Consider the following 23,471-nt stretch of genomic DNA (forward strand, 5'->3'; position numbering starts at 1 on the left):
ATTCATACTAACATTGATTTCTTTTATGGAAAGGGGGATGAATATGGGACGTGGTAAAGCATTTGATCATAAGAAAAAGGGTCATGATCATCAGCCACCTAAAGGAGCATATGTTCATAAAGATGTAAATGAGCATACACTAGAAGAGGAAGAATTACCTGTTAATATTGAAACGTATAAAAATAGCTTAAAGAAACATTAAAGCACCTGGATAGGTGCTTTTTTAACGTATGTCCTCAATTAAATGCTGTGATTCTTCATACATACCATATTCACCTAAAACTTGAATGCATCGCCATTTTAATTCCTCAATACTTTGTTCAAGCTCTTCCGGGAGTACATGGAGAATATCCTCAAGGCCCATTCCGGAATGAATGAGTTCTAATACTTGATCATCAATATTCCGGTCCATTAATAATTCTAACACCTCTAAATTAAATATGTATCGATGTGCCTCATCGAGCGAAACAACTTTTAGCTTCAAGCTTTCTACAATACTCAGTATAAAAAGAAGGATTGTTTTTTCAAGAACAGGCTGCTTTGCCATTTGGAATATAAGTTTCATCTTTAACACCTCCACCGTATAGCGCTAGGTTGTACTATATTATTCGAGAGGAGCGTAAATATGCATAATAAAAAAGTTATCCTGTTAAAATAGAGCAGGATAACTTTCTGTTTAAAAAATACTCCAGCCTTCTTGAGCGGATAGTAGTTCTAATATTTTAAAACCAGCAATACTATTTCCGTTTGCATCTAGAGCTGGTCCGAAAATTCCGATTCCCATTTCTCCTTTTACGCACCCGAAAATCCCGCCAGCTACACCACTTTTTGCAGGGATTCCAACACGAATCGCAAATTCTCCAGACTCGTTGTACATGCCGCAAGTTACCATAAATGTTTTACAAATTTTCGTAATGTGTTTCGGGATAATTTGCTTTTTCTTATATGGATCATAGCCATCCATTGCAAAAATTAAACCGATGCGTGCCAAATCAATGCAGTTTACTTCGATTGCACATTGACGTGTGTATAAATCCATTAGTTCCTCAACATCACTATCGATGATGCCGTTTTGTTTCATATAGTAGCAAAGTGAACGATTTAAATAAGCTGTTTCTAATTCAGAAATCGCAACCTTTGAAGAATAGTTAATGGAAGGGTTATCTGTTATTTCACGTACAAATTGAAGAATCCGTTCCATTTTTTCTTCATTACTATTCCCTGTAAGCATACTTGTAATAGCTAACGCACCAGCGTTAATCATTGGATTAAGAGGTTTAGAAGGACTAGTAGTTTCTAACTTAATAATTGAATTAAATGGATCACCAGTTGGTTCCATTCCAACTTTAGAGAATACATATTCTTCGCCACGATCTAAAAGGGCAAGAGCAAGTGTAATTACTTTTGAAATACTTTGAAGAGTAAAAAGGGTTTGTGAGTTACCAGCATGGACATATTCTGTATCTTTATGATAAATAGCAATTCCTAAATCATCTGGATTTGCATTTCCTAGTTCTGGGATATAAGTAGCAAGTTTCCCCTTTTTTGTATACGGTTTCACTTGTTCTAACAACTGTTGTAAGTTGTTTGTTTCAACACACTGCATAGTACCAACGCTCCTATTTCTAATTCACTAAGTTTACTGTTCCCATGTATATCCGGAAATAAATAATAACATGAAAAAGTGGAATGATAAAATGAAACTTCCATATGTTATGTTCCCTTTTTTTCAATATATTCGCTATTGGTAAGGAGAATTTTCCTTATGTATAACAGTTTGGAAATAGAAAAGATATCCACGAAAAGTTCGAAAATAAAAACTACACATCTATACAACTATATGTTATTATGAATTTGGAATAGAAAGCGTTTTCTAAAATATATTTATAATGGTAACGATTTCATAAATTGAATAGGGGGAATTATAATGTTGCAGTTTTTACAACGTATTGGTAAAGCGTTAATGCTTCCAATCGCAGTGCTACCAGCAGCAGGACTATTGCTTCGTTTAGGACAGCCAGACGTATTCGATATTCCTGTTATGGCACAGGCCGGTGCAGCAATTTTTGATAACTTAGCACTTATTTTTGCAATTGGTGTTGCAATCGGTTTATCTGTTGATGGTAGTGGTGCCGCAGGTCTTGCAGGTGCGATTGGTTATCTAGTTATGAAGAATACAACGAATACTTTAAGTGTTGGCTATTCAACAGCAGAATTAAATGATAAATTAAAAAGTGTTCAAGACCTACTAGGTTCAGTTGATCCAAGTAAGTTAGCAGATACAATGACAAAAGTTTCAAAAGCAGCGGCTTTAACGCCGAAGATAAATATGGCTATACTTGGCGGTATTATTGCTGGGGTTGTTGCCGGATTATTATATAACAAATTCCATAAAATTAAATTGCCAGAATGGTTAGGATTCTTTGCAGGAAAACGTTTTGTACCAATTATTACTTCTGTTGTCATGCTTCTTTTAGGATTAGTATTCGGTCAAATTTGGCCAACAATTCAAAGTGGTATCGATGCAGTAGCACACGGTATTGTAAACTTAGGGGCAATTGGTGCTGGTATATTTGGTTTATTAAACCGTCTATTAATTCCAATTGGTTTACACCATGTAATGAACACATATTTCTGGTTTGTACTAGGTGACTTTACAAATGCAGCAGGCGATATTGTTCATGGTGATATTGCTCGTTTCTTTGCGCAAGACCCAACAGCGGGTATGTTTATGACTGGTTTCTTCCCAATCATGATGTTCGGTTTACCAGCAGCATGTTTCGCAATGATTGCAGCTGCTAAACCTGAAAAACGTAAAATGGTTACAGGGATGTTAGCAGGTCTTGCATTAACATCATTCTTAACTGGTATTACAGAACCAATTGAATTCTCATTCATGTTCTTATCTCCAGTATTATATGGTATTCATGCTGTATTAACAGGTATTTCATTATTTGTAACAACAACACTTGGCATTCATGATGGTTTCTCATTTAGTGCCGGGGCAATTGATTACTTCTTAAACTTAGGTATTGCAACAAAACCGTTATTATTAGCGGGAATTGGTTTAATTTATGCAGCAATTTACTTTGTAGTATTCTACTTCTTAATTAAGAAATTCAACTTAAAAACTCCAGGTCGTGAAGATGATGAAGAAATAGAAGAAGAAGGTGAAGCACCAGTTGCAGGTTCTATTGGTGAAGCATACGTAGCAGCATTAGGCGGAAAAGACAACTTAACAGTTATTGATAACTGTGCAACTCGTCTACGTCTACAAGTAAAAGATGCGAACTTAGTAAATGAACCAGCTTTAAAACGTGTCGGTGCAAAAGGTGTTATGAAATTAAGTAACACAAGTGTACAGGTTATCGTAGGTACAAACGTTGAATCAGTTGCTGATGATATGAAAAAATACGTATAAATAATTAGATAAGAGGATATCCAAAAAAGATTGATAAAACTTAATCTTTTAGGGGATATCCTCTTTTTTTAATAAACTTTTTACAGGGGATCTTACATTCGAAAATTTTCTTTTTCTTTTTTGGACATATTGGTTGGTAATAGGTTCATCGCATGATACAGTAAGTAGGGTATAAAACAAAATTTCCATTAGTTAGGAAAAGATTGTAGAGTGTATCTTTCATATTTTGATTAAATTATTGATAAATAAGGGGAAAAAAGTAACTATGGAACAAGAAAAGGATAATACTGGTAACAAAGCTCGTAGACCAATTGTATACATAAAAAGAACGGCTATTCTCATTCTGTTGTTTTCGCTTGTGTATTTCGGATATACGAAGATTATGTCACATAATAAAAAAGAGAATACATTAAAAGTAGCAAAAGAAGTGAAAAAGAAGGAAGAGGTTAACAAGAAACCAGAGCAACAAGCAGAGCAGCACCAGGAACAAGCAGAGCAAACGAAAGTAGCAGAACAACCTGCTGAAGGTCCACCACAAGAAATTAACGAAAATGCTGAGTTAGACCAGTATTTACAGAGTAAAGGTTTTAGTGGAACCGCGGTTGTTGTGAAAAATGGTAAAGTACTTTTGAATAAAGGGTATGGATTGGCAAATCAGGAGAAAAAAATACCGAATAATTCAGAAACAACATTTTATATTGGCTCCATTTCAAAGGCGTTTGTAGCAACTGCGATTATGCAGTTAAAAGATCAAAATAAACTTCAAACAGACGATACAGTAGCGAAATATATTCCAGATTTTCCGCAAGGTGATGGAATTAAGTTAGTGCATCTACTAACTCATACATCAGGAATTCCGGAATATGAAGCTGGAGCGGACGATATTTCTCATGAGGAATTGTTAAAGAGAATTGGACAACAAAAACGTTTAGCGAATCCAGGAGAGAAATGGAAGTATTCAGATTCTAACTATTCCATACTTGCGTATATTGTTGAGAAAGTGAGTGGACAACCATTAGAAGAATATATTAAACAGCACATTTTTGATGCCATTGGTATGAAAAAATCAGGTTTTGGAAGGGCATTAGAGCAAACAAAATATCCTTCTACTGGTTATAAAATCGTAAATAATAATATGACAACGCCTGCTATTCCAAGTATGTCGCAACTCTATGGGTGTGGGGATATATATACGAGCGCAAATGATTTATATTTATTTAACGAGGCTCTATTTTCTGGAAAACTCATTTCAAAAGAGAGCTATGATCAAATGTTTACAGCCTTCAAGAAAGATTATGGATTTGGTTGGTATGTGAATCCAGGAAGTTATTCTAATCATGGTGTAATGCCTGGTTGGAATTGCTTAAATGGATTTAGTAAAAATGGAAGTGTATATGTTGTTTTACTATCTAACATTCAAAACAATATTAAATCATTTGGTAAGGTTAATAATGACATTTATACAATGCTACAGCATATTGAAGTGTGAGAGACTATCTTTTGAGATGGTCTTTTTTTAGGGGTAATTTGAGGGATAGTATATCTATATATACATCAATTAAAAAACCGACATAAAACCCCTCTTTTTAGGTGGGAGAGAGTATCTGGCCATGCATAGAAGCGGTTAGGGCCTTTTTCTGCCACATGCGAAGTAAAAACAGAAAGAGTAAACGAGTATAGGTTACTTTTTATGCTGCATAGCAGGGAGTTAGATGTCGAAAAATTAAAATGGACAAAGGGGGCCGTTATGAGCATTCAGAAGCATCATGCACGTAATGCGAGACGAATATTATTTGTAGCTATTATTGTATGGGTTATTATTGCGATTGGATTTGTAGTGGAGTATTGGAAAGGAACACTTTTTAGTTTGGAAAAGGATAATCTAAAACTAATCAGTGTTGTGTTACCGGCATGTATGTTACTGATTTATAGTTTAATAGAAAGAAGCAGAGCGAAAGGGATAGAAAGGATAACTCAAGATAAAGGGATATCCCTATTGTTGGAGCAGCGGAGATTTGTTGTTCGCAAGGAAACAGGTATATTCAAGACGATTACATATTTTGGATTAGACGGAAATACAATAGGGATGCTCAAAGAAAGGTATGATTCCCAGATTCAAAAGATGTGGAAATGTATTCTGTCGTTCCTCTTCAATGGAATACATGAGCAACAGTTTTATTTATGTAATGAATTTGAAGAAGAGTTGCTAGTAGTCAAGAAGAAAAGAGGCGTAAGGAATTCATATTCATTTTATAACGTAACAGGAGAAAAAATTGGTGAATTGAATCAATTGTTAAGTTTAACGAAATGGAAATGGTGTTTTTTATCAGCAAACGGGGAGGAAATTGGAAAAATTACAGGAGATTTATCCGCGACATTGCAGGAGGGAAATTGGAGAGATGGAACTTATATTGATGTGAAAGAGGACGGGATCCCATTAGAAGCGGTTCAATATTTCTCTGCAAGTGGGGGATCACTTGTTACAGTATCTGTAGCGGAACAAGCGGAATTACACCCAAAGGTATATTATGCTGTAGCTGCAATTATAAATTTTAAAAATTAAAAAACATGTCAAATGCTATTTTGTGTTATCTGCATGATCTTGTATAAAGAGGAAGAGTAGAAGTGTACCAAACAGGTACACTTCTGTCTATTCTGTTACCAAAATAATGTAACAGAATAGGAGGTAAGGGTATTACAGTTTACAATGGGTGTGACTCTTATACTACAGAATAGGATTCGCTTATAAGGATACCAAAAAAATACAATTAAGGAAAGAGTGAATTTAAAAGAGTTTTAAGTGTAATTAACACTATGTCTATATTAGTTTGCTCAATATTTCACAAATGTGTCACAACTATTTCGTCCACTTTTCAAAAAAAGTAGTATTCTAAATGTGTAAGCTGTTATATAAAAAATCTTAGTCCTGTACTAATCAAAAATGGAGGAGATTAGGATGACTGAAGTATTAGAAAATGTAAAGAATGCATGGGAAACATTTAAAGGTGAAAAGTGGAAAGCAGAGATTGATGTCCGCGACTTCATTTTAAATAATGTAAACGTATACGAAGGTGATGAATCCTTCTTAGCTGGAGCAACAGAAGCGACGAAACAACTTTGGGATCAAGTAATGGATTTAACGAAACAAGAACGTGACAATGGCGGAGTCCTTGACATGGATACGAAAATTGTTTCTTCTATTACATCACATGACCCAGGGTATTTAAATAAAGATATTGAAAAAGTAGTTGGTTTCCAAACTGACAAGCCATTTAAGCGTTCATTACAACCATACGGTGGTATTCGTATGGCAGAGCAAGCTTGTGAATCTTATGGATATGAAATGGACAAAGAATTAAGCCGTATTTTCAGAGACTGGCGTAAAACGCATAACCAAGGTGTATTCGATGCTTATACTCCTGAAATGAGAGCAGCTCGTAAATCAGGCGTTATTACAGGTCTTCCAGATGCATATGGACGTGGTCGTATTATTGGTGACTATCGCCGCGTTGCATTATACGGTATCGATCGTTTAATTAAAGCGAAAAAAGAAGATTTGAATTTAACTGGCGGTGTAATGAGCGAAGATACAATGCGTTTACGCGAAGAATTATCTGAGCAAATTCGTGCCCTTCAAGAATTAAAACAAATGGCAGCTTCTCACGGTTTTGATATTTCTAAGCCAGCAACAAATGCACAAGAAGCATTCCAATGGTTATATTTTGCTTATCTTGCAGCAATTAAAGAACAAAATGGTGCAGCAATGAGTCTTGGCCGTACGTCTACTTTCTTAGATATCTTTATCGAAAGAGATTTAGTAAACGGTACATTAACAGAAGAAGAAGCACAAGAAATTGTTGATCACTTCATTATGAAATTACGCCTTGTGAAATTTGCAAGAACACCTGATTATAATGAATTATTCTCTGGTGACCCAACTTGGGTAACAGAATCTATCGGTGGTATTGCACTTGATGGTCGTCCATTAGTAACGAAAAACTCATTCCGTTTCTTGCATACATTAGACAACTTAGGACCAGCTCCAGAACCAAACTTAACAGTTCTTTGGTCTAAACAATTACCACAGGGCTTTAAAAACTACTGTGCAAAAATGTCTATTAAAACATCTGCAATTCAATATGAAAATGATGACATTATGCGCCCAGAGTACGGTGATGATTACGGTATTGCTTGTTGTGTATCTGCAATGAGAATTGGTAAGCAAATGCAGTTCTTCGGAGCTCGTGCAAACTTAGCTAAGACACTATTATATGCAATTAATGGTGGCAAAGATGAAAAATCAAAAGAACAAATTGGACCTGAATATGCACCGATTACTTCTGAAGTGTTAGATTATGAAGAAGTAATGCGTAAATTTGATGTGACAATGGAATGGTTAGCAGGTTTATATTTAAACACATTAAATGTTATCCATTATATGCATGATAAATATAGCTATGAACGCATTGAAATGGCACTTCATGATACAGAGGTTCTTCGTACAATGGCAACAGGTATTGCTGGATTATCTGTAGTAGCTGACTCTTTAAGTGCAATTAAATATGCGAAAGTAAAACCAATCCGTGATGAAAATGGTATCGCAGTTGACTTTGAAATTGAAGGGGATTTCCCTAAATACGGTAACAATGATGATCGTGTAGATGAAATTGCAGTCAATCTTGTAAAAACATTTATGAATAAACTTCGTAAACATAAAACATACCGTAATTCTGTTCATACAATGTCAATCTTAACAATTACATCTAACGTTGTATACGGTAAGAAAACTGGTAATACTCCAGATGGTCGTCGTACTGGAGAACCATTTGCACCAGGTGCAAACCCAATGCATGGCCGTGATACAAAAGGGGCACTAGCATCATTATTATCTGTTGCGAAATTACCATATGAAGATGCACAAGATGGTATTTCTAATACATTCTCAATTATTCCAAAAGCACTTGGTAAAGAAGATGATGTACAAGTTCGCAACTTAGTATCTATGCTTGATGGATATGCAGTAAAAGAAGGACATCACTTAAATATTAACGTATTTAACCGTGAAACATTAATGGATGCAATGGAACATCCTGAAAAATATCCACAATTAACAATTCGTGTATCTGGTTACGCTGTTAACTTTATTAAATTAACTCGTGAGCAACAAATTGATGTAATTAACCGTACAATGCATGAAAGCATGTAAGTAAAAAGGTTTCCCCCTGTTGTTAATAAGAAGCAGGGGGAAGCTGTTTCAATAAAGGAGGAAGTAACATGGTAAAAGGAAGAATTCATTCTGTAGAGTCTTGTGGTACTGTTGATGGCCCAGGAATTCGTTATGTCATATTTACACAGGGGTGTTTATTACGTTGTCAATATTGTCATAATGCTGATACATGGGAGATTGGTAAAGGAAAAGAAATAACAGTTGAAGAAGTGATGCAGGATGTTACATGTTACCTTCCCTTTATTGAGGCTTCAGGAGGCGGCATTACAGTGAGTGGTGGAGAGCCGTTACTACAGTTAGACTTTTTAATCGAGTTATTTAAAAAGTGTAAAGAAGCGGGAATTCATACAACAATCGATTCTTCTGGAGGATGTTATTCTGAAGAGCCAGAATTTCAAAGGAAATTAGATATTTTAATGGACTACACAGATCTAGTTTTATTAGATTTAAAACATATTGACTCCAAAAAGCATCGTAAATTAACTGGTAAACCGAACGAACATATTTTACAATTCGCTCGTTATTTATCGGATAAAAAGAAACCTATATGGGTAAGACACGTATTAGTTCCTGGTGTTACTGACAATGAAGAGGATTTACAGCGACTATCTAGCTTTATTCAAAGTCTATCTAATGTAAAGAAAGTAGAAGTCTTACCATATCATAAACTTGGTGTATATAAGTGGGAAGCACTTGGACATAAGTATCCACTTGAGGGAGTAGAGCCTCCGACAGAAAAAAATGTTCAAAATGCAAAGCGTATTTTACAAGCAGTCTAATCCAACTATTGGATTAGACTTTTTGTTTTACTCTAATAAAACCTAGAGTATATGCAAAGAAAAGAGTATACTAAAAGTAGAATATCCATATTTTTGTAAAGAAATAAGCGAATAAATTTGCATAATTGTAAAGGGAAATTTAAATAGTAAAAAGAATTAAGAAGTATTAGGATGAGTATTATGGAATATAGAATACTGGTAAGTTATTGCGAAAGCTCTTATAGGAAAGTATAATGTAAAGATATGAGCACAGATAGGATTAAGGGGTCAATCTTATATGCTTTGCATATCCACGACAGGTACATAGCTAACATGAAAGTGTTGGAATCCAAATATGTAATTTTTTTAAGGAAAATGTTTTTCCTATTGTCGTATATGCAATATGGAGAAGCGAAAAAGCTAGGAGTGGATTTGTTTGATAAAAAACCCCAAGGTTTTAATATTAACTGCACATTACGGGAACGGCCATGTGCAAGTAGCAAAAACATTAGAACAAACATTTCGTCAAAAAGGAATCGAAGATGTGATCGTGTGTGATCTATTTGGAGAGTCGCATCCGGTTATAACGGATATTACAAAATATTTATATTTAAAAAGTTATACAATAGGTAAAGAGTTATATCGTTTGTTTTATTACGGTGTAGAAAAAATTTATGATAAGAAGATCGCATCGTGGTACGCAAACTTTGGAAGAAAACGTTTAAAAGCACTCTTGCATGCGGAAAAACCAGATATTGTTATTAATACATTTCCGATTATTGCCGTACCAGAATTGAAAAAACAAACGGGTTTTTCAATTCCTGTGTATAATGTGCTAACAGATTTCTGTTTGCATAAAATATGGATTCATCGTGAAGTAGATCGTTATTTTGTCGCAACAGATCATGTGAAAAAAGTAATGGTTGAAATCGGTGTGCCTTCAGAACAAATTGTAGAAACAGGGATTCCAATTCGTAGCAATTTCGAGTTAACTATGAATCCGGAAATCATATATAATAAATATCAGTTATCTCGAGAGAAAAAGATTTTACTTATTGTAGCGGGAGCCCACGGTGTATTAGGAAATGTAAAGGAATTATGCCAATCATTTATGTCAGTTCCTAACCTGCAAGTAGCTGTTGTCTGCGGAAAAAATGATACTTTAAAACAGGAATTGTTAGGACTACAGGAGCAGAATCCTGAGGCGCTAAAAGTATTTGGTTATGTAGAAAATATTGATGAGTTATTCCGTGTTACTTCTTGTATGATTACCAAGCCGGGAGGCATCACATTAAGTGAAGCGGCAGCTTTACAAGTACCTGTCATTTTATACAAACCTGTACCAGGACAAGAAAATGAAAATGCACTGTATTTTGAAAAAAAAGGAGCGGCGATTGTAATTCGTGAAGATGCTGAAATTTTTGTGAAAACGGAAGCTCTATTACAGGATGACATGAAACTTTTACAAATGAAAGAAGCAATGAAAAGTATTTATCGTCCAGAACCAGCCTGTCACATTGTGGATATCATTTTAGAAGAAAATCATGTACAACCTAGTCATATGCCAATTAAATCAACAGTTCTTGCCCAATCTTTTACGTAAGATGAAACCCTCTTTTCTGCTTTGAAGGAGGGTTTTTTGTTATTTTATTAAAGTTTCACTTTATATTGATAATAAATTTTCTATCTTTTCAGTAGGAGAGAGTAGGTGATAATAGTTGAAAATCCCGCATTTTATCCACAAGAGAATCCGCTTTCAATAGAGGGTAAAATCAGAATATTAACAATGATATCCACACAATCCACAATTTTTAGAAAAAATATCCACAAACAAAAAACTCTATATGTGATTAAATACAGGATTATCCTCAATAATGGTTGAATTTATACACAATTCTATTAATTTTGTGGATAAAGTTTTCCACAGAAAAAGATCCCTCCTTGAGAAGGGATCTTTTCATATCATTATACGCCTTTTGGACGATAACCAGCTGCACGGTCTGCTTTTTTAAATTCTCTTTGATAGAGAACTTCTTGTGTACCAGATAATGTATTTCTCAATTTTTCACGTTTCTTTTTATCCATTACCATTCACCTCGTATCATAAAGTCACTATCTATCGTTTCCAATGGTAGGAGGTGATATACATAATAAACTAGTATTACTGCTTGTAAAAGTCCGATTGGTGAGGACTGATTAAAGCTTCATTTTAAGCTTCTTTTAAATGATGTGTATCTTGGAATGTATTGTCGCGCATTGTAGCAAGTGTATATTGGTCTTTCGAAATTTCATATAAATTATATACTTCTTCGTGTGCATTAATTTGATCGTAAACAGCCTTTCTTGTTTCGTTGGCTAGGTTTACATATTGAAGCTTTTCGGCTGCTTTAATAGAACGAATATTAACTTTACGAATGCGCATAAAGATTGTTTCAATATCTAATTCATAGAAAAGTTCGCTGAAAAAAGCATCTTTTGCTAATTTATTATATCCTTGACCATGATAAGGTTTACCAAGCCATGTACCAAGAAATCCAGCTTTTTCTTGCACATCAAATAAAGTAATCGTACCGATAGGGTTTCCCCATTCATCTAAAATTGTACGTGAAATCAATTCACCGCGTTCTTCAGCTTCGATTGTTTGCTTTGTTAAAAATAAAAATTCTTCATATGAATAAGCCTTTTGACGCACAAAAGGGAAGACAGCAGGATCCACCATTAAATCGTATAGAACGTGGCTGTCGTGTAAGTCGCGTTTTTTTAACATACTAACTCCTCCTCACACGAGGGTAGCATGACGAAAAAACACCCCACCCTCGAAATTTTTATATCAATCTTTAAAAAATTTCGGGGTGGGAATCGAACCCACTAGAACCAGTCTATAACGCTGGTGGCGCACCATTTGCCTTCCCCATTCATCAATTTGAAATGAATAATCACGACACAAATTGATTATGGTTTCATTCAGTTTATAATCGTATAATACTTTATCTAATCAAAAAAATAAACTAGTTTTTTATTTTTTTTTGTAAATTATTTTTCCGTTAATCATAGTGAATACAGGTTTGGCTAAATAATGGAATGGATGGTGAGTCCATAAAACAAGATCGGCGTCTTTTCCAATTTCAATACTCCCAATTCTATTTTCTAAACGTAAGTTGCGAGCAGGTAAAATAGTAATTCCTTCCAAGGCGATTTTCTCGTCTAATCCTTCTCGAACAGCGAGGGCTGCACAGACATTTAAATATTGAATTGGCGTATAGGGATGGTCTGTTGTGATGGAAACTTCTATTCCTTTTTTTGATAGGATATGGTAAGTGTCCCAAGACTTATTTTTCAGTTCGATTTTTGAGCGGCGTGTGAGGGTCGGACCAACAGAAATTTTTAAATTGTGCTTACTTAGTTCATTAACAATGAAGTGTCCTTCTGTACAATGTTCAATACGTAAATCAAGATTGAATTCTTGTGCAAAGCGAAGAGCGGAACTAATATCATCTGCACGATGCGCATGGATACGTACAGGAATTTCTCGGCGTAATGCTTTTAAAATGGGAAGCATTCGAAAGTCTGCATCGTTTCCATAGTGTTGTGCTTCATAGAAAGATTCGCGAAGTAAGCCCATAATACCCATGCGAGTAATGGATTCCTTTGTGCCATTACTATGAATGCGTTTTGGATTTTCTCCAAAGGCAATTTTCAAACCAGCGGGTTCTTGAATGATCATATGATCGATACAAGTTCCGGCTGTTTTTATCACGCATGTCGTACCGCCAATAATATTTTGACTTCCAGGCATAACGTGAACGGTTGTAATGCCACTTTGGACTGCATCTTGAAAAGCTATATCAAAGGGGTGTATGCCGTCTAAAGAGCGGATATGTGGTGTTAATACTTCAGATGTTTCATTGGCATCATTTCCAGCCCAACCGGTTCCTTCATCGTATAGACCAAGATGAGTATGAACATCGATAAATCCAGGTAACAGATGAAGAGCCCTCGCATCAATAATGGTCATATCTTGAGTTGACTCAATATGTGGTTTTACCTCAGTGATTTTGTCTCCTGCAACTAATACATCCCCTTGAAACTTTGGAGATGTAATAGGGTATACAATTGCTTGTTTGAGCAGTATTTTCATAGGTACCTCATTTCCATTGTCTTATATTGTTTTGGGGAGCAAAATAAAAACAATTTGAAAGATTGATCCCATATTAAAGGATGATAATATCCCCCTCGTTTCAAAGTTTAGATAAGGAATAAGTGCGTGAAATTCTGAATGGATAGGGCTGAAATCAGTAGGAATGAAGAACCGCTCCTGATGACTGTTGCAATTTATTTTAGAAGTATTACATTGTATGCGATAGTATATTTTGTAATGCATGGCTTAATGTTGGAAATGAGTGTTTATATCCATAATCGAGCGCTTTATGGGGTAATACATATTGGCCTTGTAAGATGAGTATACTCATCTCCCCGAGTAAAGTATGTAGTACAAATGCTGGAGTAGGAAGCCAATGCGGACGCCTGATGACATTTGAAAGTGTTTTTCCGAATTCTTTCATCGTTATAGGTTCTGGAGCTGTAATGTTAAGAGGACCTTCTATTTCTTTTGTTTGTATTGCGAAATCAATCATACGAATAGCGTCATGTAAATGAATCCAGGATAACCACTGTTTACCGGAACCGATTGTACCACCAATATATAATTGATAAGGAAGTAACATCTTAGGAAGAGCACCTCCTTCTGCGTCTAAAACAACTCCAAATCGTGCATAGATAGTTCGAATGCCGAGAGAAATAGCATGAGAGGCTTCTTTTTCCCATAAATGTACTGTATTTGCTAGAAAATCATCTCCATGTTCTGTATCTTGTTCAGTAAAAGTCTTTTCGATGGATGTGCCATAATACCCAATAGCGCTAGCGTTAATAAAAGTATGGGGTTTCGTTTGTAATGACTGTAATTGTCTAATGAGACCTTTTGTCGTATGAAGACGACTTTTTAGGATGTTCTCTTTTTGTTTTTGTGTCCAGCGTCCATTATTAATAGATTCTCCTGCTAAATTGATAACAACGTCAACAGAGGAGAGAGGAAACGTATGTGAATTAGCAGTCCATTGCAAGTATTGAATGTTGGAATCAGGAGAATTTTCTATCGTTTGCCGGGTAAGAATGTAAATTGTATGTCCTTTTAAGTTTAAAAATTGAGCTAGTTGTTTACCAATAAAACCAGTACCTCCAGAAATCGCGATTTTCAAAAAAATTTCCTCCTCATTATATCTATTCATGGAAAGCAAATTTGCTCCGTAACTATGTTAAGATAGTAGCGGGGTGAAGAATATGGCTGTCATTACAAAAATAGAAGTACAAAAACGAACGAAAGAACGATTTAATATTTATATTGATAAGGGACAAGGTGAAGAATACGGGTTTAGTGTAAATCAGATTGTTTTAATTAAGCACGGATTGCAAAAAGGCTTAGAAATTGATGAAGTAGAGTTAGCTAATATTTTGTACAATGAAGAAGTGCAAAAAGCATATTTGCAAGCAATCTCCTATTTATCTTATCAAATGAGGACAAAACAGGAAGTTGAAGAGTATTTACGAAAAAAAGAAATTGGACAGGCCATCATCTCTGAAGTTGTTTCGAAATTATTACATGATCGCCATATTAATGATAAAGAGTATGCAATTTCATACGTGCGAACTCATAGTAACGTAAATCAAAAGGGACCAACTGTGATTAGGCGTGAACTTCTTGGTAAAGGGGTTCAAGATGTAATAATTACTCATAGTTTACAAGAGTATCCGAAAGAAAAGCAAATTGAAAATGCTTTTGCGCTTGTAGAGAAAAAGAAAAAGTCTTATCAAAAGCATTCTTTTTTACAAATGAAACAAAAATTAGAAGAAATGCTTGTGCGTAAAGGGTATTTTCGAGATGTAATTCAAATTTGTCTTGAAGAGTTGAAAGATGAAAAGGATGACTCACAGCAGCTGGAGGCATTGTTATATCATGGGAATAAATACCATGAAAAGTATAAAAAGCATGATGGATGGACATATGAAAATAAGATAAAGCAAGCGCTATATCGAAAAGGATTTTCTATTGATGAAATAGAGACGTTTTTACAAATGAAACGTGAAGAGGGATGAGGAAATATGATGAATATGCCAAAACGCTATAGTGAAATGACACCGCATGAGCTAAGAGAAGAAGTTGGTATTTTAAAAGAGCAGGCTGTGAAGGCGGAGCAGCTTGGTATTGTAAATGAATTTGATGTATTAATGAGAAAAATGGCAATGGCACGTGCTTATATGACAGATATTAATAAATTTCAAATTGGTGAAACATATGAACTGATTGAAGAACCAGGTGTATTATTTACAATTACGTATTTCAACGGGGTATTTGCTTGGGGACATAAACAAAATGATAGTGAGGAAATTGGAATTCCAATTTCACTGTTACAAGAAAAATAAAAACCAGAGAGTAAATATCTCTCTGGTTTTCATCTTTGGTAGGCGTTAAAGGAGATAGGAGATTTTAAATTTGGCGTTTTCGCATTTCGTTCGCCAATATAATGAGAGACTGGGTTTGTTGCGTTTGTCCATTTACTTGTGCTTTCGCATGTTTTGGACGTGCCCACGTAGGGTTAAATAATTCAGAACGACTATCTAAATGATCACGGTAGCTCATCTTTATCACCTCGTGTAGGAAGTTATATTATTTTTGACTATTCTTCCTGCTGATTTGCAGCACGCATACGTTCCTGCGGGTGCGTGTTAATTGTGCCGTTAGGTCTCTTTGAAGCAAAGCGAGACTTTGCTTTCGGTTGACCTTCGATTTTGCTGTTGTTTTTTGATTCAGACCAAAATTCGGCTTGTCTACCCAAGAAGAACGCCCCCTCATTATAAATTGATACTTGTTAAGAAGTATCAATTATAGAATGTGCAAAATAGAAGAAAATATCCTTTAGAAATTAAAGGAAGAAATGAGGTTCATCACCGTAACATGGGGTTGATTTTTTGAAAAAGAATCATTTTTCATACANNACCCCCGTCTTTTGGTGATGCACCAGAAATGAATAAAAGGAGAATATAACATGAATGATATTTATGAAACATTAACAAAAGAATTATTAGCAAAAAACAACTTTCTTTCTTATGCTCAGGCTCGCGCATGGGTTGAATTATTATGGGAGGATTTTCAAGTAACATATGCAAAATCTGGTCGTTATCAAGGAGAAGAAATGACTGAGCAGGTAGTAAGAAAGTGGATTCATAATCATGGTGAACGTCTTCATGAAATTCGTACAAATAATCCTAAATATAGCCATTTAATTAATCAAGAAGATCATTTAAAACATTAAGAAAAGCGACCAAAGGGGGTCGCTTTTCTTAATGTGGAAGCAATTCCAATTTTTTTCGAAGTTTTTCTTCACTGAAAATCCAGCCTGTATAAGAATTAATGATATTTAAATTTTGATCTAGTTGAACGATTGCGACGAATGGATAATAATCTTTACTACGGTAGCGTAAATCGATAAAGCGCACTTCATAATAGTTGTCGTAATCAAAAATATCCCAACGGTATACGGGTGAAAAAGATAAAAAAGCAGAAATGTTTTCATCTTTTTGTGCAGCCCGGATAATTTTATTATCTGGGAGTGGAATACGATCAAATTTATCATGTACCATAATATGGCCGCGGTGCCAACGAGCAACATAATAGTGTTTTTTTGTTACAATAGCCAAATGATAGTGATAAAAGCGATAGGAAGGAGAAATAATGACTTCCTCTACATCTTCAAATCGTTTGTACACTACACTTTTGACATTTTGTCTCATTACAAATCGACCGACATAGTAGACAAACATTAATATATATGCGGCTAAAGCAGTATATCCTTTATCGGAGCCAACAAGCATACAGGCGATAGCGAGTATATGGATAAAGAAAATGATAGCATCAAATGTATTAATTACGCCAAGTGCCACCCATTTTTTTGTAAAAGGCCGCAATGCTTGTGTACCATAAGCGTTAAAAATATCAACAAATACATGAAGAAAGACGGCAATAAATGACCAGAGTAGCAGGTGAAGATAAGGAGCTTCTGAAAAGAAGGCAAAGGAAATTCCACTTATAAGGAATGACCAAAGAATAACTGCAGGAATGGAATGGGTAATCCCGCGATGATTTCGTATATATTTTGCGTTATTTCGCAACTTCAAGACAGTATCTATATCAGGAATATTGGAGCCAGCAATCGTTGCAAGCATAACTGCTTGTGGTCCAAAATCACTTTGAGATATGGCTGGATCTAATGTTGCTAAACTACCTAATGTGACGCCCATAACAAGGTGAGTGGCTGTGTCCATAAAAACACACCTCCGTTTTTTTATTAATGTAACTCTTTTTATTCGATACCTCAAGTCATTTGCCTTCTATTTCCTACATCATCTTACTTAAATTTTTTCCTAAAATCTTTATAATAGTACGTATATGCAAAAAATGAGGGGGACCCGGTTTGACACTTGAAATATTAAATGAATTTAACATAGAGCAATTTCAAAATGATTTAATTAGTTGGTTTGAAAAAGAGCAACGCGATTTACCATGGCGTAAAAATAAAGATCCGTATCGTGTTTGGGTTTCTGAGATTATGTTGCAGCAAACACGAGTAGAAGCTGTAAAACCATATTACGCAAATTTTATGGGAAAGTTCCCAACGTTAGACGCATTGGCAGCGGCAGAGGATGAAGAGGTATTAAAAGCATGGGAAGGCCTCGGTTATTATTCTAGAGCACGGAATTTACATGCAGCAGTAAAAGAAGTAAAAGAAGTATACGGCGGGAAAGTACCTAGTGATGTGAAAAAAATTGAAAAATTAAAAGGTGTTGGTCCATATACAAAAGGTGCGATTTTAAGTATTGCATATGGAATACCTGAACCAGCTGTTGATGGAAATGTTATGCGAGTTTTATCTCGCATTTTATCAGTTTGGGATGATATTGCGAAACCGAAGACACGAAAAATATTTGAAGATATTGTACGTGAAATCATTTCAAAAGAAAATCCATCCTACTTTAATCAAGGGCTAATGGAATTAGGTGCACTGATTTGTATTCCTAAAAATCCAGCTTGTTTACTTTGTCCTGTTCGTGAGCATTGCCGTGGACATGCAGAAGGTGTGCAAAAAGAATTACCAGTTAAAAGTAAGGCAAAAGCTCCTAAAATGGTGCCGCTTGTTGCAGGGGTGCTTCAAACAGCGGATGGGAATTATGTAATTAACAAAAGACCGAGTACAGGATTACTTGCAAACATGTGGGAATTCCCAAATGTTGAAATAAGTGAAGGGATTCGGAGTCATAAACAACAGCTTACTGATTATATGAAAGAGGAGTTTTCTCTTTCTGTTTCAGTTGATGAATACGCGCTGAACGTCCAACATACATTCACGCACCGTACATGGGATATATTTGTATTTTATGGAAAAGTAACAAGTGCTATTAAAGAAACAGATACATTAAAAGTTGTATCTAAAGAAGAATTTGAGAAATTACCTTTTTCTAAATCGCATCGTACGATTTATGAAGAATGTGTTGAAAAAATCTCTGTTAAATAATTGATGAGAGAACGTGTTCCCAAGCTCAGGAACACGTTTTTTTAATCGGACGAAACTCTTGTGCCATGAACCCGACTATATAAATCCATTTTGATTTTTCGACATCTAAGTTGCTGCTATGCAGAATACAACATGACCTGCACTCACTTACTCCCTTTGTTTTAAACATGGCATGTGGCAGAAAAAGGCCCTGACCGCTTCTATGCATGAATAGATGCTCTCTTCCACCTAAAAGAAGGGCTTTTATGTCGGTTTTTTAATTGGCATTTATATAGCTTCGTTTTTTTGTAAACCACCTCGTGACTCAATTTCTTTAATAATTTCTTTGTAAATAGTTTGGCCTTCTACATTTAAATAAGGCATGATTTGCTGCAAGGAATGATGAAAATAAGCTAATTCATCTTGTTTCCATTCTTCTTTCGAAATCATAGATAGTTCTGTCATATCACGTCCGGCGTACATGTTCACACCTCCATCGTATGTAGTTTGAATAAGCAATGAAAAATATATGCGTGAATTAAAAAATGAAATTACGGATAGCTTTTGGAAGGATTGGTTACATTATTGGTTGTGGAGGTGAGAAAAATGAACAAACAACAAGGATACAACAAAGCAACTTCTGGCGCTAGCATTCAAAGCACAAATGCTAGCTATGGTACAGAGTTCGCAACTGAAACAAATGCACAAGCAGTAAAACAAGCAAACGCACAATCAGAAGCAAAGAAAGCGCAAGCTTCTAGTGCTGCTCAAAGTGCAAATGCTAGCTATGGTACAGAGTTTGCTACTGAAACAGATGTACAAGCTGTGAAAAAGCAAAACGCACAATCAGCAGCAAAAAAATCACAATCTTCTAGCACAAATCAGTAACGAAAGAAAAACACTTCTCGGTTCAAGAGAAGTGTTTTCTTTGTATGGAGAATTATTGTCTTCTAAGAGAAATAACTCAGCAGGATAGCATTTGTAATTTTACTGTAGATACCGACATAACTTCTAATAAGTCAACAAATGTAGTCAAAGGAGAAAGAAGTGAAAGATTAGAAAATATTTAGTAGAAGATGTATCTTGTATTAATGAGTGGAAGGTATAAAGGGGGCAAGTAATGAATTCATTTGATAAGTTGGTAGGGGAGCAGTTACAAACAATGGATGAATTGTTGAAACTGCAAGCACATTTGGAGAAATACCAGCAGCTTGAAATGAGTGAACAAGAAAAGTGTGATAAAAAAGAATTGTATTTTATTCGGCAAGAAATATATAAAACAGAATTGGCATTAAAGTTGTTACATGAAAAATTTGAGCAACAAACAAATGAAGTGATTCATTCTTTTGAAACAGAAAAAATTACTTCTAACTAAAGATGGGATGTATTTGGATGATTTAGTTAGAAATGCCCCTCCTTCATGATTGAAGAAGGGTTTTTTCTCATCATACATTGTTTAGTGATATTCTCCGCTTAGCTGCTAGCAAAAGTAAAAAAGTTAGGTGGGGAAGAAAAAGTCGCTATATAAGTCCAAATTGAAAAATCAACATACAACCTTTCTTTTAGGTGGAAGAGAGCATCCGGCTATGCATAGAAGCGGTCAGATCCTTTTCCTGCCCATGCCAAGTGAAAACAAAGAGAGAAAATAAGTAGCGATCACCTTTTGTTCTTCATAGCCGTGACTTATATGTTAGAAAAACAAAATGGATATATATAGTTGAAATTTAAATTTATGGTTCATCACCGTAACATGGGGTTGATTTTTTGAAAAAGAATCATTTTTCATACACGGAACGGAGAGTGGCGACTCCTGCGGGAATAGCGGGGAAAGTGAGACCCCGCAGGCTTGCCGAGGAGGCTCGCTCTCGCCCGCGGAAAGCGTCCACTCGGAGTGAAGTGTACATTACCTATATGTTACCCCCGTCTTTTGGTGATGAACCAAATTTATAGGAATGAGAAGAGCCTTTGCTGGTGCTACGAAAACTGGATGCCATCAGTTTAGTTTTAAAATTTTGACAAAAAAGTTATAATAGAAAAAAAGTGAATGCAGTTCAATACTAGTTGTGCCAATTTTAGAAGAGCATTTGCAGTGAAAGAAGGGAGTATGTATGGGATTTCCCAAAGAAGGAGAAAAAGTACAAATACATAGTTATAAACATAATGGCTCCATTCATAGAATGTGGGAAGAGACTACAATTTTAAAAGGGACACAAAGTCTTGTAATCGGTGCTAATGATCGGACAGTAGTTACAGAATCAGATGGCCGGACATGGGTTACTCGTGAACCTGCGATTTGTTATTTCCATGCAAACTATTGGTTTAACGTAATCGGTATGTTAAGGGAAGATGGAGTATACTACTATTGTAATTTAAGCTCTCCATTTGCATACGATTCAGAAGCGTTAAAGTATATTGATTATGATTTGGATATTAAAGTATATCCAGATATGACATATACTCTTTTAGATGAAGATGAGTATGAGAAGCATAGCCAAATTATGAAGTATCCTCCTGTAATTGATACGATTCTAAAAAGAAATGTAGAGTATTTAACGCAGTGGATTCATCAAAGAAAAGGGCCATTCGCACCGGACTTTGTAGATATGTGGTATGAGCGATATTTAATGTATAGAGATTAAAGCAAACCTGCAGGGGATTTCCCGGCAGGTTTGTCCTATTGAGGGGGGAATTACATGCAGGGAATCAAACGATATTTACAATTTGTGAAACCATATCGTTGGCTTATTGTCATCACAATTATTATTGGACTCGTTAAGTTCGGAATTCCACTTATTATGCCATGGTTATTAAAGTATATTATTGATGATGTGATTCAAGGAGGAGGATCTCTTCAGGAAAAAACATCGGGGTTAATAACGGCAGTTGGAATTACTTTTTTTATTTTTGCAGTAATAAGACCACCAGTTGAATATTATCGTCAATATTTTGCACAGCGTATTAGTAATACAATACTTTATGATTTGCGTAAACATATTTTTGACCATCTGCAAAAGTTAAGTTTACGATATTATTCAAACACAAAAACAGGTGAAATTATTTCACGTGTAATTCATGATGTAGAACAGACGAAGGATTTTGTTATTACGGGACTAATGAATGTTTGGCTCGATACAGCTACGATTTTTATTGCGATTGTAGTTATGCTTTCTATGAATATAAAATTAACGCTTGTTGCATTGCTGATTTTACCAATCTATGCAGTGGCAGTTAAATATTTTTTTGGACGTCTTCGTAAATTGACGAGAGAGCGTTCGCAAGCTTTAGCAACGATGCAAGGGTATTTGTATGAGCGTATTCAAGGGATGCAAGTAACACGCAGTTTTGCATTAGAGGAATATGAAAAAGGGCAGTTTAAAAAAAGAAATAATGAGTTTCTGACGAAAGCGTTGACACATACAAGTTGGACGGCAAAGACATTCTCAGCAGTGAATACGTTAACGGATTTAGGACCATTACTTGTTATTGCATTTGCAGCATATGAGGTGATTCAAGGTTCATTGACACTCGGAACTATGGTTGCTTTTGTGGGGTATATGGATAGCTTATATAGTCCGCTTCGGCGCCTCGTGAATTCTTCTACGACACTAACACAATCTTTTGCGTCTATGGATCGTGTTTTTGAGTTATTAGATGAAAAATATGATATTGTGAATGAACCTAGCGCAATACAGGTCAAAAAGTTAAACGGTGAAATAGTATTTGATGAAGTTTCATTTCGTTATAATGTCAATGAAACAGATGTATTGCATAATCTTTCGTTTACCATTCGCCCAGGAGAAAAAGTTGCGCTTGTTGGAGCAAGTGGAGGCGGAAAGTCATCCCTTGCTAGTTTAATTCCACGTTTTTATGATATTTCTGGCGGTGCCGTTTATGTAGATGGTGTAAATGTAAGAGAGTATGATATGAGAAATTTACGTAGTCATATCGGTATTGTGTTGCAGGATAATTTATTATTTAGCGATACGATTCAAGCTAATATTTTATATGGAAATCCGGAAGCTACGGAAGAAGAAGTGGTCACTGCTGCAAAAGCTGCACAGATTCATAACTTCATTGTCGGTTTGCCAGATGGTTATGATACGATTGTTGGAGAACGAGGGGTGAAGTTGTCTGGTGGGCAGAGACAACGTATCGCGATTGCCCGGGTATTTCTAAAAAATCCATCGTTGCTTATATTAGACGAGGCAACATCAGCTTTAGATTTGGAGAACGAAAGATATATTCAAGAGGCTCTTCAAACATTGGCGGCTGATCGAACAACAATTATTATTGCTCATAGATTGGCAACTATTACACATGTCGATACAATTATTTATATCGAAAATGGTGAAATAAAGGAAAAAGGTTCTCATGAGCAGTTAATGAAAAAACGAGGATTGTATTATAATTTGTATCAAATTCAGCATGTAGCAGAAACAACCCCTTTAGCGTAAAAGGGGTTG

General features: G+C 35.4%; 25 protein-coding genes. 15 read left to right on the forward strand and 10 right to left on the reverse strand.

Features of this window, described 5'->3' with window-relative positions; genetic code table 11:
• Positions 1–43: 43 nt before the first annotated feature.
• Complete coding sequence (locus tag COO03_RS27160; RefSeq protein ID WP_097898751.1) at positions 44–202, forward strand: hypothetical protein; 159 nt, start codon at positions 44–46, stop codon at positions 200–202.
• 21 nt (positions 203–223) lie between these two features.
• Here COO03_RS27160 and COO03_RS19515 read toward each other — a convergent pair whose 3' ends face one another.
• Both COO03_RS19515 and glsA read right to left on the reverse strand, forming a co-directional pair.
• On the reverse strand, positions 224–565 hold the full coding sequence (locus COO03_RS19515) for a DUF3969 family protein (protein ID WP_097898752.1): 342 nt from the start codon (positions 563–565) through the stop codon (positions 224–226).
• Between the two features lie 111 nt (positions 566–676).
• Positions 677–1,606 (reverse strand): glutaminase A, encoded by a 930-nt coding sequence (gene glsA, locus COO03_RS19520; protein WP_097898753.1) that lies wholly within the window; start codon positions 1,604–1,606, stop codon positions 677–679.
• Between the two features lie 321 nt (positions 1,607–1,927).
• Here glsA and nagE point away from each other — a divergent pair, with 321 nt between their 5' ends.
• The 6 genes from nagE (at position 1,928) to COO03_RS19550 (ending at position 11,009) form a co-directional block, all read left to right on the forward strand.
• A complete protein-coding gene (gene nagE / locus COO03_RS19525; RefSeq protein ID WP_097898754.1) occupies positions 1,928–3,421 on the forward strand; it encodes an N-acetylglucosamine-specific PTS transporter subunit IIBC in 1,494 nt (497 codons plus the stop codon).
• Positions 3,422–3,686: 265 nt separating this feature from the next.
• Entirely contained in the window at positions 3,687–4,910 is a 1,224-nt protein-coding gene (locus tag COO03_RS19530; protein WP_141523239.1) for a serine hydrolase domain-containing protein, read from the forward strand.
• A 258-nt stretch (positions 4,911–5,168) separates the two neighbouring features.
• A complete protein-coding gene (locus COO03_RS19535) occupies positions 5,169–5,984 on the forward strand; it encodes a sugar ABC transporter ATP-binding protein (protein ID WP_097898755.1) in 816 nt (271 codons plus the stop codon).
• A gap of 393 nt (positions 5,985–6,377) precedes the next feature.
• The gene (gene pflB / locus COO03_RS19540) at positions 6,378–8,627 is read left to right on the forward strand and encodes a formate C-acetyltransferase (RefSeq protein ID WP_097898756.1); all 2,250 of its coding nucleotides are present in this window, start codon (positions 6,378–6,380) and stop codon (positions 8,625–8,627) included.
• A 68-nt stretch (positions 8,628–8,695) separates the two neighbouring features.
• Entirely contained in the window at positions 8,696–9,427 is a 732-nt protein-coding gene (gene pflA / locus COO03_RS19545; RefSeq protein ID WP_097898757.1) for a pyruvate formate-lyase-activating protein, read from the forward strand.
• Between the two features lie 415 nt (positions 9,428–9,842).
• Positions 9,843–11,009, forward strand: coding sequence for a diglucosyl diacylglycerol synthase (locus COO03_RS19550; protein WP_097898758.1), 1,167 nt, complete (start codon positions 9,843–9,845; stop codon positions 11,007–11,009).
• A gap of 362 nt (positions 11,010–11,371) precedes the next feature.
• Here the strand turns inward: COO03_RS19550 and COO03_RS19555 are convergent, their stop codons facing one another.
• The 4 genes from COO03_RS19555 to COO03_RS19570 form a co-directional block, all read right to left on the reverse strand.
• Positions 11,372–11,491, reverse strand: coding sequence for a YfhE family protein (locus COO03_RS19555; RefSeq protein ID WP_097898759.1), 120 nt, complete (start codon positions 11,489–11,491; stop codon positions 11,372–11,374).
• Between the two features lie 124 nt (positions 11,492–11,615).
• Entirely contained in the window at positions 11,616–12,173 is a 558-nt protein-coding gene (locus COO03_RS19560) for a GNAT family N-acetyltransferase (RefSeq protein WP_097898760.1), read from the reverse strand.
• Between the two features lie 249 nt (positions 12,174–12,422).
• Positions 12,423–13,544, reverse strand: coding sequence for an amidohydrolase (locus tag COO03_RS19565; RefSeq protein ID WP_097898761.1), 1,122 nt, complete (start codon positions 13,542–13,544; stop codon positions 12,423–12,425).
• A gap of 208 nt (positions 13,545–13,752) precedes the next feature.
• Entirely contained in the window at positions 13,753–14,661 is a 909-nt protein-coding gene (locus COO03_RS19570; protein WP_097898762.1) for a TIGR01777 family oxidoreductase, read from the reverse strand.
• Between the two features lie 82 nt (positions 14,662–14,743).
• Between COO03_RS19570 and recX the strand changes: the two genes are divergently transcribed.
• Positions 14,744–15,556, forward strand: coding sequence for a recombination regulator RecX (recX, locus tag COO03_RS19575; protein WP_097898763.1), 813 nt, complete (start codon positions 14,744–14,746; stop codon positions 15,554–15,556).
• 9 nt (positions 15,557–15,565) lie between these two features.
• Positions 15,566–15,883, forward strand: coding sequence for a YfhH family protein (locus COO03_RS19580; protein WP_097898787.1), 318 nt, complete (start codon positions 15,566–15,568; stop codon positions 15,881–15,883).
• Between the two features lie 64 nt (positions 15,884–15,947).
• Here the strand turns inward: COO03_RS19580 and COO03_RS19585 are convergent, their stop codons facing one another.
• Together COO03_RS19585 and COO03_RS19590 are read right to left on the reverse strand one after the other, a co-directional pair.
• Positions 15,948–16,100, reverse strand: coding sequence for a YpzG family protein (locus tag COO03_RS19585; RefSeq protein ID WP_097898764.1), 153 nt, complete (start codon positions 16,098–16,100; stop codon positions 15,948–15,950).
• Positions 16,101–16,137: 37 nt separating this feature from the next.
• Positions 16,138–16,296: a small, acid-soluble spore protein K gene (locus COO03_RS19590; RefSeq protein WP_002113845.1), complete on the reverse strand. Its 159-nt coding sequence runs from the start codon at positions 16,294–16,296 to the stop codon at positions 16,138–16,140.
• 210 nt (positions 16,297–16,506) lie between these two features.
• Between COO03_RS19590 and COO03_RS19595 the strand changes: the two genes are divergently transcribed.
• On the forward strand, positions 16,507–16,773 hold the full coding sequence (locus COO03_RS19595; protein ID WP_097898765.1) for a YfhJ family protein: 267 nt from the start codon (positions 16,507–16,509) through the stop codon (positions 16,771–16,773).
• Between the two features lie 28 nt (positions 16,774–16,801).
• On the opposite strand, the gene COO03_RS19600 is transcribed toward COO03_RS19595, so the two are convergent.
• Positions 16,802–17,782 (reverse strand): metal-dependent hydrolase, encoded by a 981-nt coding sequence (locus COO03_RS19600; RefSeq protein WP_097898766.1) that lies wholly within the window; start codon positions 17,780–17,782, stop codon positions 16,802–16,804.
• A 149-nt stretch (positions 17,783–17,931) separates the two neighbouring features.
• Between COO03_RS19600 and mutY the strand changes: the two genes are divergently transcribed.
• The gene (mutY, locus tag COO03_RS19605; protein ID WP_097898767.1) at positions 17,932–19,029 is read left to right on the forward strand and encodes an A/G-specific adenine glycosylase; all 1,098 of its coding nucleotides are present in this window, start codon (positions 17,932–17,934) and stop codon (positions 19,027–19,029) included.
• Between the two features lie 267 nt (positions 19,030–19,296).
• On the opposite strand, the gene COO03_RS19615 is transcribed toward mutY, so the two are convergent.
• Positions 19,297–19,491 carry a hypothetical protein gene (locus COO03_RS19615; protein ID WP_141523295.1) on the reverse strand — a complete coding sequence of 65 codons (195 nt, stop codon included), beginning with the start codon at positions 19,489–19,491 and terminating at the stop codon, positions 19,297–19,299.
• A 108-nt stretch (positions 19,492–19,599) separates the two neighbouring features.
• Between COO03_RS19615 and COO03_RS19620 the strand changes: the two genes are divergently transcribed.
• The 4 genes from COO03_RS19620 to COO03_RS19635 all read left to right on the forward strand — a co-directional run bounded on the left by COO03_RS19620 (position 19,600) and on the right by COO03_RS19635 (position 23,462).
• The gene (locus COO03_RS19620) at positions 19,600–19,896 is read left to right on the forward strand and encodes a gamma-type small acid-soluble spore protein (RefSeq protein WP_170958180.1); all 297 of its coding nucleotides are present in this window, start codon (positions 19,600–19,602) and stop codon (positions 19,894–19,896) included.
• 232 nt (positions 19,897–20,128) lie between these two features.
• On the forward strand, positions 20,129–20,383 hold the full coding sequence (locus COO03_RS19625; protein ID WP_097898771.1) for a YgaB family protein: 255 nt from the start codon (positions 20,129–20,131) through the stop codon (positions 20,381–20,383).
• Positions 20,384–21,116: 733 nt separating this feature from the next.
• Positions 21,117–21,647 (forward strand): nucleoside tri-diphosphate phosphatase, encoded by a 531-nt coding sequence (ntdP, locus tag COO03_RS19630; protein ID WP_097898772.1) that lies wholly within the window; start codon positions 21,117–21,119, stop codon positions 21,645–21,647.
• A gap of 54 nt (positions 21,648–21,701) precedes the next feature.
• Positions 21,702–23,462, forward strand: a complete 1,761-nt coding sequence (locus COO03_RS19635; protein ID WP_097898773.1) for an ABC transporter ATP-binding protein — start codon at positions 21,702–21,704, stop codon at positions 23,460–23,462.
• Positions 23,463–23,471: the final 9 nt, after the last annotated feature.

The sequence above is a fragment of the Bacillus sp. AFS098217 genome (assembly GCF_002551815.1).
Lineage (GTDB): Bacteria > Bacillota > Bacilli > Bacillales > Bacillaceae_G > Bacillus_A.